This is a genomic window from Pseudomonas sp. GV071 (assembly GCF_003050835.1).
GTDB lineage: Bacteria > Pseudomonadota > Gammaproteobacteria > Pseudomonadales > Pseudomonadaceae > Aquipseudomonas.
Genome location: NZ_QAOJ01000007.1, coordinates 219,066 through 235,667, shown reverse-complemented (window position 1 = coordinate 235,667; position 16,602 = coordinate 219,066). Strand labels below are relative to the sequence as shown.

General features: G+C 61.5%; 14 protein-coding genes. All 14 read left to right on the top strand.

Features of this window, described 5'->3' with window-relative positions; genetic code table 11:
* The first annotated feature begins 493 nt into the window (after window positions 1–493).
* On the top strand, window positions 494–1,273 hold the full coding sequence (locus C8K61_RS15510) for an ABC transporter substrate-binding protein (RefSeq protein ID WP_108097166.1): 780 nt from the start codon (window positions 494–496) through the stop codon (window positions 1,271–1,273).
* 154 nt (window positions 1,274–1,427) lie between these two features.
* On the top strand, window positions 1,428–2,117 hold the full coding sequence (locus C8K61_RS15505) for an ABC transporter permease (RefSeq protein WP_108097165.1): 690 nt from the start codon (window positions 1,428–1,430) through the stop codon (window positions 2,115–2,117).
* On the top strand, window positions 2,114–2,812 hold the full coding sequence (locus C8K61_RS15500) for an ABC transporter permease (protein ID WP_108097164.1): 699 nt from the start codon (window positions 2,114–2,116) through the stop codon (window positions 2,810–2,812). Before C8K61_RS15505 ends, C8K61_RS15500 begins: the two co-directional genes overlap by 4 nt.
* Before the next feature lie 60 nt (window positions 2,813–2,872).
* Window positions 2,873–3,637 (top strand): arginine/ornithine transport ATP-binding protein AotP, encoded by a 765-nt coding sequence (aotP, locus tag C8K61_RS15495; RefSeq protein WP_108097163.1) that lies wholly within the window; start codon window positions 2,873–2,875, stop codon window positions 3,635–3,637.
* Between the two features lie 80 nt (window positions 3,638–3,717).
* Window positions 3,718–4,698 (top strand): transcriptional regulator ArgR, encoded by a 981-nt coding sequence (gene argR / locus C8K61_RS15490; protein WP_108097162.1) that lies wholly within the window; start codon window positions 3,718–3,720, stop codon window positions 4,696–4,698.
* 387 nt (window positions 4,699–5,085) lie between these two features.
* A complete protein-coding gene (locus C8K61_RS15485; protein WP_108097161.1) occupies window positions 5,086–6,306 on the top strand; it encodes an aspartate aminotransferase family protein in 1,221 nt (406 codons plus the stop codon).
* A gap of 159 nt (window positions 6,307–6,465) precedes the next feature.
* A complete protein-coding gene (gene aruF, locus C8K61_RS15480) occupies window positions 6,466–7,479 on the top strand; it encodes an arginine/ornithine succinyltransferase subunit alpha (RefSeq protein ID WP_108097160.1) in 1,014 nt (337 codons plus the stop codon).
* A gap of 11 nt (window positions 7,480–7,490) precedes the next feature.
* Entirely contained in the window at window positions 7,491–8,522 is a 1,032-nt protein-coding gene (gene astA, locus C8K61_RS15475; protein WP_108097159.1) for an arginine N-succinyltransferase, read from the top strand.
* Entirely contained in the window at window positions 8,519–9,982 is a 1,464-nt protein-coding gene (gene astD, locus C8K61_RS15470) for a succinylglutamate-semialdehyde dehydrogenase (protein ID WP_108097158.1), read from the top strand. The genes astA and astD overlap by 4 nt, the downstream gene beginning before the upstream one ends.
* Window positions 9,979–11,334 carry an N-succinylarginine dihydrolase gene (astB, locus tag C8K61_RS15465; RefSeq protein WP_108097157.1) on the top strand — a complete coding sequence of 452 codons (1,356 nt, stop codon included), beginning with the start codon at window positions 9,979–9,981 and terminating at the stop codon, window positions 11,332–11,334. Before astD ends, astB begins: the two co-directional genes overlap by 4 nt.
* Window positions 11,335–11,347: 13 nt before the next feature.
* Window positions 11,348–11,635 carry a topoisomerase II gene (locus C8K61_RS15460; protein ID WP_108097275.1) on the top strand — a complete coding sequence of 96 codons (288 nt, stop codon included), beginning with the start codon at window positions 11,348–11,350 and terminating at the stop codon, window positions 11,633–11,635.
* 31 nt (window positions 11,636–11,666) lie between these two features.
* Entirely contained in the window at window positions 11,667–12,686 is a 1,020-nt protein-coding gene (astE, locus tag C8K61_RS15455) for a succinylglutamate desuccinylase (RefSeq protein ID WP_108097156.1), read from the top strand.
* 80 nt (window positions 12,687–12,766) lie between these two features.
* A complete protein-coding gene (gene ltaE, locus C8K61_RS15450; protein WP_108097155.1) occupies window positions 12,767–13,789 on the top strand; it encodes a low-specificity L-threonine aldolase in 1,023 nt (340 codons plus the stop codon).
* Window positions 13,790–13,934: 145 nt separating this feature from the next.
* Window positions 13,935–16,559 carry an alanine--tRNA ligase gene (gene alaS, locus C8K61_RS15445; protein ID WP_108097154.1) on the top strand — a complete coding sequence of 875 codons (2,625 nt, stop codon included), beginning with the start codon at window positions 13,935–13,937 and terminating at the stop codon, window positions 16,557–16,559.
* The last annotated feature ends 43 nt before the right edge of the window (window positions 16,560–16,602 follow it).

Sequence of the window (16,602 nt, the reverse complement as noted above, 5' to 3'; positions counted from 1 at the left end):
GCTAACCGGAGCGCCGGACCGGCCGCTCCTGCGGGGCATTGTGTGGGCCAATTTTTATCGGCCTTGTTCAAGCCGGTAGCACCCACGATTCACAACGGGGCAATAGGAAACAGCCTGCCCGTTTTATGGGCAGTTTTCCCCCCCGGATAAAAATCCATTTCCGGCAGAAATCCAGCAACCACAAGGGTTGTTAAAAAGCCGGCACGAAACCTGCTTTAGCTTCTCGTTTAATCCAGCTCTGTGCGCTGCCTGTTTTGCCGGCGCCTGTCAATAGCCTGGCCACGCCGCCAGGGTCTTTTGTAATTACTTGTCGCATTGAAGAAATATCGGCTTTGGGGCTGTCGTTAGAATGCCGCCACCCAGACGCCGCTACTCGCGCGTCGGCCGATGAGCTTCGTCCCTTCGGGTTATCACCCGGCAAAGATGGCGACTCTTCCTATAATTTCATGGTCAGCCTGCCAACCAGCGCTCGACCTATTCGAAGGAGTCCATGATGAAGAAGCTCGCCCTTCTCGGCGCCCTGGCGGTGTCCCTGCTGTCGTCCCTGGCTATGGCCGATGATGCCAAGCCACTGCGTATCGGTATTGAAGCGGCTTACCCGCCCTTCGCCTTCAAGACCCCTGACGACAAGATCACCGGCTTCGACTACGACATCGGCATGGCCCTGTGCGAAGAGATGAAGGTTGAGTGCAAGTGGATCGAACAAGAGTTCGACGGCCTGATTCCTGCGCTGAAAGTGCGCAAGTTCGACGCCATCCTGTCGTCCATGTCGATCACCGACGACCGCAAGAAATCGGTCGACTTCACCGGCAAGTACTACTCCACCCCCGCCAAGCTGGCGATGAAGGCTGGTACCACCATCACTGATCCGCTGACTGACCTCAAAGGCAAGAAGATCGGCGTACAGCGTTCCTCCGTGTACGACCGCTACGCCACCGAAGTCTTCGCTCCAGCTGGCGCCGAGATCGTGCGTTACAGCTCGCAGAACGAAGTGTTCCTCGATCTGACCTCCGGCCGTCTGGACGCGACCCTGGCTGACTCGGTGAACATCGATGACGGCTTCCTGAAAACCGACGCTGGCAAAGGTTTTGCCTTCGCAGGTCCCGATTTCACCGAAGAGAAGTACTTCGGCGAAGGCCAAGGCATTGCGGTGCGCAAGGGTGATAAAGCCCTGGCTGACAAGATCAGCGCGGCCATTCTGGCCATCCGCGCCAACGGCAAATACAAACAAGTGCAGGACAAGTACTTCGCCTTCGACGTTTACGGCAAGTAACCCGCGCTTACTGAAAGTGGCACAGGCTCGATAACAGCGGGATGTGCCACTTTTTATTTGCGCGACAAAAACCTGTAGGAGCGGCCGGTCCGGCTAACCGCAGCGCCGGACCGGCCGCTCCTACGGTGACGTTTATTCTCACGGGCTTTTCATCATGCTCAACGGCTACGGCTCGACCATTCTTGATGGCGCATGGCTGACCATTTCCCTGGCGCTGACCTCGATGGCGCTGGCGATTGTGCTCGGCCTGATCGGCGCTGCGTTTCGCTTGTCGCCAATCAAGTGGCTGGCCCTGTTGGGCGAAACCTATTCCACGGTGATTCGCGGCATTCCGGACCTGGTGCTGATCCTGCTGATTTTCTACGGCGGCCAGGACGTGGTGAACCGCGTGGCACCGCTGCTGGGCTTTGAGGATTACATCGACCTCGACCCGTTCGTCACCGGCGTATTCACCATGGGCTTCATCTTTGGTGCCTACCTGTCGGAAACCTTCCGGGGCGCCTTTATGGCCATTCCCAAAGGCCAGAGTGAGGCGGGCGCGGCCTATGGCATGAACGGCGCGCAAGTGTTCTTCCGCGTGCTGGTGCCGCAGATGATCCGTTTCGCCATTCCCGGCTTCACCAATAACTGGTTGGTGCTGGTCAAGGCCACTGCGCTGGTGTCCACGGTGAGCCTGCAGGACATGATGTTCAAAGCCAAGAGCGCCGCGGATGCGACTCATCAGCCGTTCACCTTCTACCTGGTGGTGGCGGCGTTGTACCTGGTGATCACCAGTGTGTCGCTGCTGCTGTTGCGGGCGTTGGAAAAACGCTATTCGGTGGGCATGAAGGTGGCTGAATTATGATTTTCGATTTCGCGCCCATCTGGGAAAATTTCCACCTGTACCTGGGTGGCATCCTGATCACCCTCAAGCTGCTGCTGATTTCCCTGACGGTCGGTCTGGCGGCTGCCATTCCGCTGGGTTTGATGCGGGTGTCGAAGCAGCCTCTGGTGAACGCCACGGCCTGGCTCTACACCTATGTGATCCGCGGTACGCCGATGCTGGTGCAGCTGTTCCTGATCTACTACGGTCTGGCGCAGTTCGAAGCAGTGCGTAACAGCGTCCTGTGGCCGTACCTGTCCAATGCCACTTTCTGCGCCTGCCTGGCCTTTGCCATCAATACCAGTGCCTACAGCGCCGAGATTCTTGCCGGCAGCCTGAAGTCGATTCCCCATGGCGAGATCGAAGCGGCCAAGGCCATGGGCATGTCGCGCGCCAAGTTGTACCGCCGCATCCTGCTGCCATCGGCCCTGCGCCGGGCGCTGCCGCAGTACAGCAACGAAGTGATCATGATGCTGCACACCACCAGCCTGGCGTCCATCGTCACCCTGGTGGACATTACCGGTGCGGCAAAAACCATCAACTCGCAGTTCTATCTGGCCTTTGAGGCCTATATCACTGCCGGTGCCATTTACCTGTGCCTGACCTTCGTGCTGGTGCGCCTGTTCAAGCTGGCCGAGCGCCGTTGGCTGGCCTACCTGGCGCCACGCAAGGCCTGAGAATTTTCCGTTTAGCAACGCCAGCTGCGGCTGAACCATTGCCTGTCGAGAACCTGAACCATGTACAAACTCGAAGTCCAAGACCTGCATAAACGCTACGGCAGCCATGAAGTGCTCAAGGGCGTGTCGCTGGCGGCCAAGGCTGGCGATGTGATCAGCATCATCGGCTCCAGTGGTTCGGGCAAAAGTACTTTCCTGCGCTGCATCAACCTGCTCGAGCAGCCGCACGGCGGCAAGATCCTGCTCAATGGCGAGGAGCTGAAGCTGGTCGCCAACAAGGACGGCGCGCTGAAAGCAGCCGACCCCAAGCAGCTGCAGCGCATGCGTTCGCGCCTGTCGATGGTGTTCCAGCACTTCAACCTGTGGGCACACATGACCGCCCTGGAAAACATCATCGAAGCGCCGGTGCATGTACTTGGTGTGCCGAAAAAAGAAGCCATCGAAAAGGCTGAGCACTACCTGGCCAAGGTTGGCGTGGCGCATCGCAAAGATGCGTACCCGGCGCATATGTCCGGCGGTGAGCAGCAGCGCGTGGCGATTGCCCGTGCCCTGGCGATGGAACCGGAAGTGATGCTGTTCGACGAACCGACCTCGGCGCTCGACCCCGAGCTGGTGGGCGAAGTGCTGAAAGTGATGCAGGACCTGGCCCAGGAAGGCCGCACCATGGTGGTAGTGACCCATGAAATGGGCTTTGCCCGTGAGGTCTCCAACCAACTGGTGTTCCTGCACAAAGGCGTGGTGGAAGAGCGCGGCTGCCCGAAAGAAGTGCTGGCCAACCCGCAGTCCGACCGTTTGAAGCAGTTTCTTTCCGGCAGCTTGAAGTAAGCTTCAGCGCGCTTCGTTTTTCCAACTTTGCTGCACACCTCGCATGCACGCGCATGCCATCAGAGCCTAAACTGCCAGCCATGACTGCCCACCGAATCGGTTTTCTCCTCTGGCCCAACACCAAGGCCATGACCCTGGCTCTGGCCGAAGAAGCCTTGCGTGTCGCCCAGCGGGTGCACCCGGATGTGGCCTACGAGCTGGTGTTTCTCCAGGCCGAACCGGCTGCCGAGGGCGCCTGGCGTCTGCCCGGCGAGCCATGGGCAGGCAGGCTCGAAGGTTGTCAGAAACTGTTTTTGCTCGCCGATGAGCCGCCGGGTCACCTGGCTCCGGCGCTGTCCAGCGCACTCAAGCAACTGGTGCGTGCAGGCTGTGTGATCGGTGGGCTGTCGGCCGGGGTTTATCCGCTGGCCCAGCTAGGCCTGCTCGACGGCTACCGCGCCGCCGTGCACTGGCGCTGGCAGGACGACTTCACCGAACGTTTCCCGAAAGTGATCGCCACCAGCCACCTGTTCGACTGGGACCGGGATCGCCTGTCTGCCTGTGGTGGTTTGGCGGTACTGGACCTGCTGTTGGCGGTGCTGGCCCGCGACCACGGCGCCGAGCTGGCCGGTGCGGTGTCGGAAGAGTTGGTGGTCGAGCGCATCCGCGAAGGTGGCGAGCGCCAGCGCATTCCATTGCAGAATCGTCTGGGTTCCAGCCACCCCAAGCTGACCCAGGCCGTGTTGCTGATGGAAGCCAATATCGAAGAACCGCTGACCACCGACGAAATTGCCCAGCATGTGTGCGTCTCCCGTCGTCAGCTTGAACGCATCTTCAAGCAGTACCTCAACCGCGTGCCTAGCCAGTACTACCTGGAACTGCGGTTGAACAAAGCTCGCCAGCTGCTGATGCAAACCAGCAAATCGATCATCCAGATTGGCCTGTCCTGCGGCTTCTCATCCGGCCCGCACTTCTCCAGCGCCTACCGCAACTTCTTCGGCGCCACCCCCCGCGAAGACCGCAACCAACGCCGCAGCAGCAGCCCGTTTGAGCTGAGCTCGATCCCTTCCGAACGCGGTTGATCGGTTAACGATCAAAAGCATCGAGGCTCAAGCCTCGATGCTTTTGATCCTGAAAATCTGCTAGGCAACGCAGATCGAGATCGAGCGAGCTAGAGCGATACAAGGCAAAAATGTGTTTTGAAGCGCAGTGGGCTGTAGCCCATGAGCATTCAAAACACATTTTTAACGCAGTAGCGCCGACGCGCAGCCGATCGTTGGTCAAACCCCCAACAGTGTTTAGACTGCGCCTTCGCGACAGCTTCTGTCGCCTTTATGAAAGCCGCGAAAATTAACGGGTTGGCGCTATAAGAAGTTGTCGCATGCCGACAATGCCCTCCCCAATTCAGTCCCTACAATTCATTCCAGCGCCGGCCTTTGGGGTCGGCGGTCCTTGTCAGGAGAGCTTCGATGTCCGTTGAGCAAGTGCAGGTACAGCGCGCCGATTTCGATCAGGTGATGGTTCCCAACTACGCCCCAGCCGCTTTTATTCCGGTGCGCGGCGAGGGTTCCCGAGTCTGGGATCAGAGCGGCCGAGAGCTGATCGACTTTGCTGGCGGTATCGCGGTGAACTCCCTGGGCCATGCCCACCCGGCCCTGGTCAAGGCGCTCACCGAGCAGGCCAACAAGATCTGGCACGTGTCCAACGTGTTCACCAATGAGCCGGCCCTGCGCCTGGCGCACAAGTTGGTGGACGCCACCTTCGCCGAGCGCGTATTCCTCGCCAACTCCGGCGCTGAAGCCAACGAAGCCGCCTTCAAGCTGGCCCGTCGTTACGCCAGCGATGTGTATGGTCCGGAGAAATTCGAGATCATCGCCGCCACCAACAGCTTCCACGGTCGCACCCTGTTCACCGTGACCGTCGGCGGCCAACCGAAGTATTCCGATGGCTTCGGGCCGAAAATCGAGGGCGTCACCCACGTGCCGTTCAACGACCTGGCCGCGATGAAAGCCGCGATTTCCGACAAGACCTGCGCTGTGGTGCTCGAGCCGATTCAAGGCGAGGGCGGCATTCTGCCGGCCGATAAAGCCTACCTGCAGGGCGTGCGTGAGCTGTGTGACGCGCACAACGCGCTGCTGGTGTTCGACGAAGTACAAAGCGGCATGGGCCGCAGCGGCGAGCTGTTCGCCTACATGAACTACGGCGTGACGCCGGACATCCTCTCCAGCGCGAAAAGCCTGGGTGGCGGTTTCCCCATTGGCGCCATGCTGACCACCAGCAAAATCGCCTCGCACCTGTCGGTTGGCGTGCACGGCACCACCTACGGCGGCAACCCGCTGGCCTGTGCGGTGGCCGGTGCGGTGCTGGATGTGATCAACACCCCTGAAGTGCTCAATGGCGTCAAAGCCAAGCACGAGCGTTTCAAAACCCGCCTGGAGGCGATTGCTGCCAAATACGGCATCTTCACCGAAGTGCGTGGCCTTGGCCTGTTGATCGGTGCGGCCCTGAGCGATGCCTGGAAGGGCAAAGCCAAGGACGTGCTCAATGCCGCCGAAAAAGAATGCGTGATGGTGCTGCAAGCCGGTCCGGACGTGGTGCGTTTCGCCCCAAGCCTGGTGATTCCGGATGCCGACATCGACGAAGGCCTCGACCGCTTCGAGCGCGCCGTGGCCAAGCTGACCCAAGCCTGACGGCTGTACGCGGACGCTGAAGCTTCTTCCGTCGTTGTGGGAGGGGCTTTAGCCGCGAGCTTTTGCTTTTAAAAGCTCGCGGCTAAAGCCCCTCCCACATGGACCGAGTCTCTGGCGTTCCCGCTTTTCATTTCAAAAGAGAATTTAAGGAGTAACACCATGCTGGTGATGCGCCCTGCGCAAATGGCTGACTTGGCTGACGTGCAACGTCTGGCTGCGGACAGCCCGGTTGGTGTTACTTCGCTGCCGGACGATGCGGGCCGGCTGGGCGACAAGATCGCCGCGTCGGAAGCCTCGTTTGCCGCCGAAGTCAGCTTCAACGGTGAAGAGAGCTATTTCTTCGTGCTGGAAGACACCGACACCGGCCGCCTGGTCGGCTGCTCCGGGGTGGTCGCTTCGGCCGGTTACTCCGAGCCGTTCTACAGCTTTCGCAACGAAACCTTCGTGCACGCCTCGCGCTCGCTGTCGATCCACAACAAGATTCACGTGTTGTCGCTGTGTCACGACCTTACCGGCAACAGCCTGCTGACCAGCTTCTATGTGGAAAAGCCACTGGTGGATTCGCCGTGGGCCGAGCTGAATTCCCGTGGCCGTCTGCTGTTCGTCGCCAGCCACCCGGAGCGGTTCGCCGATGCGGTGGTGGTGGAAATCGTCGGCCACAGTGACGAGCAGGGCGACTCGCCGTTCTGGGACGCCGTGGGCCGTAACTTCTTCGACCTCAACTACGCCGAAGCCGAGCGCCTGTGCGGGCTGAAAAGCCGGACCTTCCTCGCCGAGCTGATGCCGCATTACCCGATCTATGTGCCGCTGCTGCCGGACGCTGCCCAGGAAGCCATGGGCCAGGTCCACCCGCGCGCGCAAATCACGTTCGACATCCTGATGCGCGAAGGTTTTGAAACCGATCACTACATCGACATCTTCGACGGCGGCCCGACCCTGCATGCGCGTACCTCGGGCATTCGCTCGATCGCCCAGAGCCGAGTGGTGCCAGCGCGGGTCGGTGAGCCGGGCAAGGGCCGTCTGTATCTGGTCGCCAACGGCCAACTGCAGGATTTCCGTGCGGTGGTGGTCGAGCTGGATTGGGTGCCGGGCAAGCCGGTGAACCTGAGTGCTGATGTTGCTGAGGCCTTGGGCGTCGGTGAGGGCGCGAGCGTGCGCCTGGTTGCGGTTTAAGAGGAATAGCCATGATCGTTCGTCCCGTGCGCAGTGCCGACTTGCCTGCCTTGATCAACCTGGCCCGCAGTACCGGTGCCGGCTTGACCACCTTGCCCGCCAATGAAGAACGCCTGGCCCATCGCGTCGGTTGGGCGGAAAAAGCCTTCCGCGGCGAAGCCACCCGCGCCGATGCCGACTACCTGTTCGTGCTCGAAGATGACAACGGCGAAGTGGTGGGTATTTCCGCCGTCGCCGGCGCTGTCGGCCTGCGCGAGCCTTGGTACAACTACCGCGTCGGCCTCACAGTGAGTGCCTCGCAGGAACTGGATATCTACCGCGAAATCCCGACCCTGTTCCTGGCCAACGACCTGACCGGCAACTCCGAGCTTTGCTCGCTGTTTCTCAAGGCCGACCACCGCACCGGCCTGAATGGCCGCCTGCTGTCGAAGGCGCGTTTTCTTTTTATTGCCGAGTTCCCGCAGTTGTTCGGCAACAAGATCATCGCCGAGATGCGTGGCATGTCCGATGAAGCAGGGCGCTCGCCGTTCTGGGAAAGCCTCGGTCGGCACTTTTTCAAAATGGAATTCTCCCGCGCCGACTACCTGACGGGCGTGGGCAACAAGGCGTTTATCGCCGAGCTGATGCCCAAGTTTCCGCTGTACACCTGCTTTCTCTCGGAAGAGGCGCGGCAGATCATCGGCCGTGTGCACCCGGACACCGAGCCGGCGCTGAACATGCTCAAGGCCGAGGGTTTCAGCTACCAGGGTTACGTCGACATCTTCGACGCCGGCCCGGCCATTGAGGCAGAAACCTCGAAGATTCGCGCCGTGCGTGACAGCCAGGCGCTGGTGTTGGCCATTGGCACCCCGGGCGATGACGCCACGCCATTCCTGATGCACAACCGCAAGCGCGAAGACTGCCGCATCACCGCCGCCCCGGCGCGGCTTGCCGCTGGCACCCTGGTGGTCGATCAGGCCACCGCCAAACGCCTGCAACTGAAAGCGGGTGACCAGGTACGTGCGGTACCGCTGGCTGTGGAAAACAAGGAGCTGAGCCGATGACTAGCCATTACATTGCAGGTGCTTGGCACGATGGCGCCGGCGAGGCGCTGGAGTCGCTGAACCCGGTGACCCAAGCCGTGGTATGGACCGGCAAGGCCGCCACCGCAAGCCAAGTGGACGCGGCCGTGCAGGCCGCGCGCCAGGCCTTTCCAGCCTGGGCCAAACGTTCGCTGGATGAGCGCATTGCCGTGCTCGAACGCTTTGCCGCCACCCTGAAAAGCCGCAGCGACGAGCTGGCGCGCACCATTGGCGAAGAAACCGGCAAGCCGTTGTGGGAGTCGGCCACCGAAGTGACCAGCATGGTCAACAAGGTCGCCATCTCGATTCAGAGCTACCGCGAACGCACCGGCGAGAAGAGCGGGCCACTGGCCGACGCCACCGCCGTGCTGCGCCACAAGCCCCACGGCGTGGTGGCGGTGTTCGGCCCGTACAACTTCCCGGGCCACTTGCCCAATGGCCATATCGTTCCGGCGCTGTTGGCTGGCAACGCGGTGGTATTCAAACCCAGCGAGCTGACCCCCAAGGTCGCCAAGCTGACGGTGCAGTGCTGGATCGAAGCCGGCCTGCCCGCCGGCGTGCTCAACCTGGTGCAAGGCGCGCGTGATACCGGCGTGGCCCTGGCGGCGCATGCTGGCATCGACGGCCTGTTCTTCACCGGATCTAGCCGTACCGGCAACCTGTTGCATCAGCAATTCGCCGGGCGTCCGGACAAGATTCTGGCGCTGGAAATGGGTGGCAATAACCCGCTGGTGGTCGAACAGGTCAAAGACCTCGACGCGGCGGTGTACACCATTATTCAGTCGGCGTTTATTTCGGCCGGCCAACGTTGCACCTGCGCGCGCCGCTTGCTGGTGCCTAAAGGCGAGTGGGGCGATGCCATGCTGGCGCGCCTGGTGGCGGTGGCCGCGACCATTCAGGTCGGCGCCTTCGATGCCCAGCCGGCACCGTTCATGGGCTCGGTGATTTCCCTGGAAGCCGCGCGCCACTTGCTCAAGGCCCAGGAGCAATTGCTTAGCAACGGCGCCACAGCCTTGCTGGCAATGAGTCAGCCGCTGGAAAACGCCGCCTTGCTGACCCCGGGCATTATTGACGTAACGGCAGTGGCCGCGCGCCCGGACGAAGAGTTCTTCGGCCCGTTGCTGCAAGTGATCCGTTACGCTGATTTTGCCGGCGCCATTGCCGAGGCCAACAACACCCAGTACGGCCTGGCCGCCGGCTTGCTGTCGGACTCGGCCGAGCGCTACCAGCAGTTCTGGCTGGAAAGCCGCGCCGGCATCGTCAACTGGAACAAACAACTGACCGGCGCCGCCAGTTCGGCCCCGTTCGGCGGTGTGGGCGCTTCCGGCAACCATCGCGCCAGCGCCTACTACGCGGCGGACTATTGCGCCTACCCCGTGGCCTCGCTGGAAAGTGAAAGCCTGAGCCTGCCTGCAACCCTGACCCCGGGAGTCAGCCTGTGACTACGACAAACGCCTATGAAGTGAACTTCGACGGCCTGGTGGGTCCGACCCACAATTACGGTGGCTTGTCCTACGGCAACGTCGCCTCGCAGGGCAACAGCCAGCAGGTGTCCAACCCCAAGGTCGCGGCCAAGCAGGGTCTGGCGAAAATGAAGGCGTTGATGAAAATGGGCTTCAAGCAGGGCGTGCTCGCTCCGCAAGAACGCCCGGACGTCGCCGCGCTGCGCCGTATCGGCTTTACCGGCAGCGACAGCGAAGTGATCCAGCGCGCCGCCAAAGAGGCGATGCCGTTGTTGGTGGCCAGCTGCTCGGCCTCCAGTATGTGGACGGCCAACGCCTGCACCGTCAGCCCCAGCGCCGACACCCGCGACGGTAAGGTGCATTTCACCGCCGCCAACCTCAACTGCAAGTACCACCGCAGCCTGGAACATCCGACCACCAGCCGCATTCTCGGCGCGATGTTCGCTGACCAGGCGCACTTCGCCCACCACGCCGCCTTGCCTGCCGTTGCCCAGTTCGGCGACGAGGGCGCGGCCAACCACACGCGTTTCTGCAAAGGGTACGGCGACGCTGGGGTGGAGTTTTTCGTCTTCGGCCGCAGCGCCTTCGACGCGCGTTTCCCTGGCCCGCAGCGCTACCCGGCGCGCCAGACTCTGGAAGCCAGTCAGGCGGTAGCCCGTCTGCATGGTCTGGACGAGGCCGGTGTGGTCTACGCCCAGCAGAACCCGGCGGTGATCGATCAGGGCGTGTTCCATAACGACGTGATCGCCGTGGGGAATGGCGAGGTGCTGTTCTATCACCAGGACGCCTTCCTCGAAACAGACAAGGTGCTGGCCGAGCTGCACGACAAACTCAGCCGCCGTGGCGGTCGTCTGCAGGCCGTGTGCGTGCCGCGCGATGCCGTGAGTGTCGAAGACGCCGTGCATTCCTACCTGTTCAACAGCCAGCTGTTGTCGCGTGCCGATGGCGGCATGCTGCTGATCGTGCCGGAGGAGTGCCGCAACAACCAACGCGTGTGGCAGTACCTGGCGCGGCTCACCGCTGAAGACGGACCGATCCGCGAAGTGCAGGTGTTCGATCTCAAGCAAAGCATGCAAAACGGCGGTGGCCCAGCTTGTTTGCGCTTACGTGTGGCGTTGAAGGAAGACGAGCTGAACGCGGTAAACAGCGGCGTGATCATGACGCCGACGCTGTATGACACGCTTACTGTGTGGGTCGACAAGCACTACCGCGACCGCATGGCGGAGAGCGATCTGGCCGACCCACAGCTGCTCACTGAATGCCGTTCGGCATTGGATGAGCTGACGCAGATCCTTAAACTAGGCTCTGTGTACCCCTTCCAGCTTAATTGAGAGTGTTTTGATCATGTCCGATAGCCTGCAACTGATCCTCGAAGATACCGACGGCACCCAGCTGGAAACCTCCTGCACCCGTTTTGCCGTGATCTGGCAAGGCAAGGAAGTGTGGATTCAGCAAGACGGCCGCGGCCAACTGATCATCGGCGTGGACGTGGAGGAGGGTGACGAGGAATACGCCAACCTGCTGCTGCGCCCGCTGGCCACCAACCTGGTGAGCCTGGAGCTGGAAATGGAGCCGGCTGGGCAGATCGACGACGAAGACGGTCACGTCCACGGTCCCGACTGCAACCACTGATACCCGCCCCCACTAAGACGGAACTTAGCCCATGTTAGCCCTCGGCAAGTTGCTGGAACTGACCCTGGTAGGCCGCGAACCGGCCGCCAAGATTCAGCTGACCCCCGAGGGCGCTCGCTTGCGCTGGCTGGCCGAGGGCGCATTGGAAATCACTCCGCCGGCGGGGCAGGACAGTGGCCTCGACCTGCTGTTGTCAGCCGGCATCCACGGCAATGAAACGGCACCGATCGAGCTCCTCGACCGTCTGCTGCACAGCATTGCCCGCGGCGAACTGAAGCCGCGCGCACGCATGTTGTTTCTGCTCGGCAACCCCGAAGCCATGCGCAAGGGCGAGCGGTATATAGAGCAGGACATCAACCGCCTGTTCAACGGCCGTCACGAGCAGAGCAGTGGTTTCGAGGCCCTGCGTGCCTGTGAGCTGGAGCGCTTGAGCGCGACCTTTTTTAATCAGGCCCCGGCCGATGTCCCACGCCAGCGCCTGCATTACGACCTGCACACCGCCATTCGCGGCTCGAAGATCGAGCAATTCGCCCTCTACCCCTGGCGTGAGGGCTGCAAGCACTCGGTGCTCGAGCTGGCGCGCCTGAAGGCGGCCGGCGTGGCGGCGGTGCTGCTGCAAAGCAAGGCGTCGATTACCTTCAGCGCCTACACCTATGCGCAGTTGAATGCCGAGGCCTTCACCCTGGAGTTGGGCAAGGCACGCGCCTTTGGCCAGAACGATGGGATCAATCTCGAGGCGCTGGAAGCGCGCCTGCGCTGCCTGATCGAGAACCGCGAGCCGGCGTTGGACGCGAGTAACCTCGATGGCCTGCAGCTGTTTGCCGTGGCGCGGGAAATCATCAAGCACAGCGATTCCTTCCACCTCAACCTGCCGGCGGATATCGAGAACTTCAGCGAGTTGCCGGTCGGTTATGTGCTGGCTGAAGACATTGCCGGCATGCGCTGGGTGGTGGAAGAGCAGGGCGCGCGGATTATCTTCCCCAACCCCAAGGTGAAAAACGGCCTGCGCGCCGGCATTCTGGTGGTGCCCACCAGCGCCGCTGCACTTTAATCGGCATTTAGTCGTAGTAGCTCTTGTCGCTCTCGGGCGGCTGCTTTAGGGTCGAGGGTCCGCCGTGAAGGAGACCCGTAATGCCCGTTATTGACCTGCGTAGCGACACCGTCACTCAACCAACCCCCGGCATGCGCGAGGCTATGTTGCATGCCCCGGTGGGCGACGATGTGTATGGCGAAGACCCCACCGTCATCCGTCTGCAAGAGTACCTGGCCGATAAGCTTGGCTTCGCCCGGGGCCTGTTCGTGCCCAGCGGCACCATGAGCAACCTGCTTGGCCTGATGGCGCATTGCGAGCGCGGCGACGAGTACATAGTTGGTCAGGAGGCGCACACTTACAAATACGAAGGTGGCGGCGCGGCGGTGCTCGGTTCGATCCAGCCGCAGCCGTTGCAGGTCGAAGCCGATGGCTCGCTGGACTTGGCGCGCGTGGCGGCAGCGATCAAACCGGATGATTTTCACTTTGCCCGTACCCGTCTGCTGGCGCTGGAAAACACCATGCAAAGCAAAGTGCTGCCGCTCAGCTACCTGGCGGCTGCACGCAAACTGACCCAGGAACATGGCTTGCAACTGCACTTGGACGGCGCCCGTTTGTACAACGCAGCGGTGAAACAGGGCGTTGAGGCGCGGGAAATTACTCAGTATTTCGACTCCGTTTCGGTGTGTCTGTCCAAAGGCCTGGGCGCGCCGATTGGCTCGGTGCTGCTCGGTACCGAGCAGTTGATCGAAAAGGCACGGCGCCTGCGCAAGATGGTCGGCGGGGGTATGCGCCAGGCCGGGATTCTGGCGGCAGCCGGGCTTTATGCCCTTGAGCACCAGGTGCAGCGACTGGCCGACGACCACGCCAATGCCGCGGCTTTGGCGGCCGGCCTGGTGGAGTTGGGCTATAGCGTTGAGCCGGTGCAGACCAATATGGTCTACGTTCAAATGGCTGATCGAGCGGCGGCGTTGAAGGTGTTTCTGGCCGCGCGGGGCATCACCATTTCGGCCTCGGCGCGCCTGCGTCTGGTCACCCATCTGGATGTCAGCCGGACTGATATCGACCAGGTGATCGAGGCATTCGCCGCCTTTGCCCGGGAGCCTGGGCAAAAAACTGCTTGAAATCGCCGCTAACTATCGAACAAAGGCACTGTACCCCGGGGCTTGGGCCGATATAATGCGGCCCTTTGCCGGCCTAAAAGCGGTAGCCATTAGCCCTGCCGCGCGCTGTACCTAATTAGATCGCCGCCTTCCCGTGGGAAAATTTATGAAAAGCGCAGAAATCCGTGAAGCCTTCCTCCGCTTCTTCGAAGAACAGGGTCACACCCGTGTTGCTTCCAGCTCGTTGATTCCGGGCAATGACCCGACGCTGCTGTTTACCAATGCCGGGATGAACCAGTTCAAAGACTGCTTCCTGGGCCAGGAAAAGCGCGCCTACACCCGCGCCGTCAGCAGCCAGAAGTGCGTGCGCGCAGGCGGCAAGCACAACGACCTGGAAAACGTCGGTTACACCGCACGTCACCACACCTTCTTCGAAATGCTCGGCAACTTCAGCTTCGGCGACTACTTCAAGCGCGACGCGATCAACTACGCCTGGCAATTCCTCACCTCGGACAAATGGCTGAACCTGCCCAAAGAAAAACTTTGGGTAACGGTCTACGCCAGCGATGACGAGGCCTACGACATCTGGACCAAGGAAGTCGGCGTACCGGCTGAACGCATGGTCCGTATCGGCGACAACAAGGGCGCGCCGTACGCTTCCGACAACTTCTGGACCATGGGTGATACCGGCCCGTGCGGTCCTTGCACCGAGATCTTCTTCGACCACGGCGCCGACATCTGGGGCGGCCCACCTGGCTCGCCGGAAGAAGACGGTGACCGTTACATCGAGATCTGGAACAACGTTTTCATGCAGTTCAACCGCACCGCCGATGGCGTGCTGCACCCGCTGCCTGCACCGTCGGTGGACACCGGCATGGGTCTGGAACGGATCAGCGCCGTGCTGCAGCACGTGCACTCTAACTATGAAATCGACCTGTTCCAAAGCCTGTTGGCCGCTTGCGCCAAGGCCATTGGTTGCACCAACGACGATCAGCCGTCGCTGAAAGTAGTGGCTGACCACATCCGTTCCTGCGGCTTCCTGATTGCCGACGGCGTAACCCCGTCCAACGAAGGCCGTGGTTATGTGCTGCGCCGCATCATCCGTCGCGCTTGCCGTCACGGTAACAAGTTGGGCGCCAAGGGCAGCTTCTTCTACCAGATCGTTGCCGCGCTTGTGGCTGAGATGGGCGAAGCCTTCCCAGAGCTGAAACAGCAGCAAGCGCACATTGAGCGCGTGCTGAAGACTGAAGAAGAACAGTTCGCCAAGACTCTGGAGCAGGGCCTGAAAATCCTCGAGCAGGATCTGGCCGAGCTCAAAGGTAGCGTGATTCCGGGCGAAGTGATCTTCAAGCTGTACGACACCTTCGGCTTCCCGATGGACCTGACCGGCGACATCGCCCGTGAGCGCGAGCTGACCCTCGACGAAGCTGGTTTCGAACGTGAGATGGAAGCCCAGCGCGTGCGTGCACGTTCGGCCAGCTCGTTCGGCATGGACTACAACAGCCTGGTCAAGGTCGACAGCGAAACCGTATTCCTCGGCTACAACGCCACCTCCGGCAACGGCAAGGTTCTGGCGCTGTTCAAAGCCGGTCAGCCAGTCGATGCGCTGGCCGCAGGCGAAGAGGGCGTAGTGGTCCTCGACCAGACCCCGTTCTACGCCGAGTCCGGCGGCCAGATTGGTGACTGTGGTTTCCTGCAGGCGAATGGCGTGCGCTTCGATGTGCGCGACACCACCAAAGCTGGCGGCGCGTTCCTGCACCACGGCGTGGTCACCGAAGGCAGCCTGAAGGTTGGCGCTGCGGTTGAGTCCCACGTTGAAGCCGACGTACGCCAAGCCACTTCGCTGAACCACTCGGCCACCCACTTGCTGCACGCGGCCTTGCGCCAGGTGCTGGGTGAGCACGTGCAACAGAAAGGCTCGCTGGTTGATAGCCAGCGCCTGCGTTTCGACTTCAGCCACTTCGAGGCGATCAAGCCTGAGCAGATCAAAGCGCTGGAAGACATCGTCAACGCCGAGATCCGCAAAAACACTGCGGTCGAGACCGAAGAAACCGATATCGAAACTGCCAAGAACAAAGGCGCCATGGCGCTGTTCGGTGAGAAATACGGCGACAACGTGCGCGTGCTGAGCATGGGCGGCAGCTTCTCCGTGGAACTGTGCGGCGGTATTCACGCCTCGCGCACCGGCGACATCGCGCTGTTCAAAATCATCAGCGAAGGCGGCGTGGCCGCTGGCGTGCGCCGTATCGAAGCGGTCACCGGCGCTGCGGCGTTGGCGTACCTGAACGGTGCTGAAGAACAACTGAAAGAAGCCGCGGTGCTGGTCAAAGGCAACCGCGACAACCTGTTGGACAAGCTCGGCGGTCTGGTTGAACGCAACCGTCAGCTGGAAAAAGAACTGGAGCAGCTCAAGGCCAAGGCCGCGAGTGCGGCAGGCGATGACCTCTCCGGTTCGGCAGTGGATGTGAAAGGCGTGAAGGTACTCGCCCATCGTCTGGATGGCTTGGACGGCAAGGCGCTGTTGGCGCTGGTCGACCAGCTGAAGAACAAGCTCGGCCGCGCAGTGATCCTGCTTGGCGGGGTGAGCGATGACAAAGTTGTGCTGGTCGCAGGCGTTACCCAGGACCTGACCGCGCAGCTCAAGGCTGGTGATTTGATGAAGCAGGCCGCACAAGCGGTCGGCGGCAAAGGCGGCGGTCGCCCGGACATGGCGCAGGGCGGCGGCGTTGACGCCGGCGCACTGGATGCCGCGCTGGCGCTGACTGTGCCATTCGTCGAACAGGGTCTATAACGCTCGACCCAAGTTGCCGCCTGCTGCCCGGCAGGCCTTGGCA

Excerpts from the sequence above, each read along its gene's own strand:
- aotP (WP_108097163.1), top strand. The coding sequence starts at position 2,873 with ATGTACAAACTCGAAGTCCAAGACCTGCATAAACGCTACGGCAGCCAT.
- C8K61_RS15485 (WP_108097161.1), top strand. The coding sequence starts at position 5,086 with ATGTCCGTTGAGCAAGTGCAGGTACAGCGCGCCGATTTCGATCAGGTG.
- C8K61_RS15500 (WP_108097164.1), top strand. The coding sequence starts at position 2,114 with ATGATTTTCGATTTCGCGCCCATCTGGGAAAATTTCCACCTGTACCTG.
- C8K61_RS15510 (WP_108097166.1), top strand. The coding sequence starts at position 494 with ATGAAGAAGCTCGCCCTTCTCGGCGCCCTGGCGGTGTCCCTGCTGTCG.
- C8K61_RS15505 (WP_108097165.1), top strand. The coding sequence starts at position 1,428 with ATGCTCAACGGCTACGGCTCGACCATTCTTGATGGCGCATGGCTGACC.
- argR (WP_108097162.1), top strand. The coding sequence starts at position 3,718 with ATGACTGCCCACCGAATCGGTTTTCTCCTCTGGCCCAACACCAAGGCC.
- alaS (WP_108097154.1), top strand. The coding sequence starts at position 13,935 with ATGAAAAGCGCAGAAATCCGTGAAGCCTTCCTCCGCTTCTTCGAAGAA.
- ltaE (WP_108097155.1), top strand. The coding sequence starts at position 12,767 with ATGCCCGTTATTGACCTGCGTAGCGACACCGTCACTCAACCAACCCCC.
- astD (WP_108097158.1), top strand. The coding sequence starts at position 8,519 with ATGACTAGCCATTACATTGCAGGTGCTTGGCACGATGGCGCCGGCGAG.
- astA (WP_108097159.1), top strand. The coding sequence starts at position 7,491 with ATGATCGTTCGTCCCGTGCGCAGTGCCGACTTGCCTGCCTTGATCAAC.
- C8K61_RS15460 (WP_108097275.1), top strand. The coding sequence starts at position 11,348 with ATGTCCGATAGCCTGCAACTGATCCTCGAAGATACCGACGGCACCCAG.
- aruF (WP_108097160.1), top strand. The coding sequence starts at position 6,466 with ATGCTGGTGATGCGCCCTGCGCAAATGGCTGACTTGGCTGACGTGCAA.
- astE (WP_108097156.1), top strand. The coding sequence starts at position 11,667 with ATGTTAGCCCTCGGCAAGTTGCTGGAACTGACCCTGGTAGGCCGCGAA.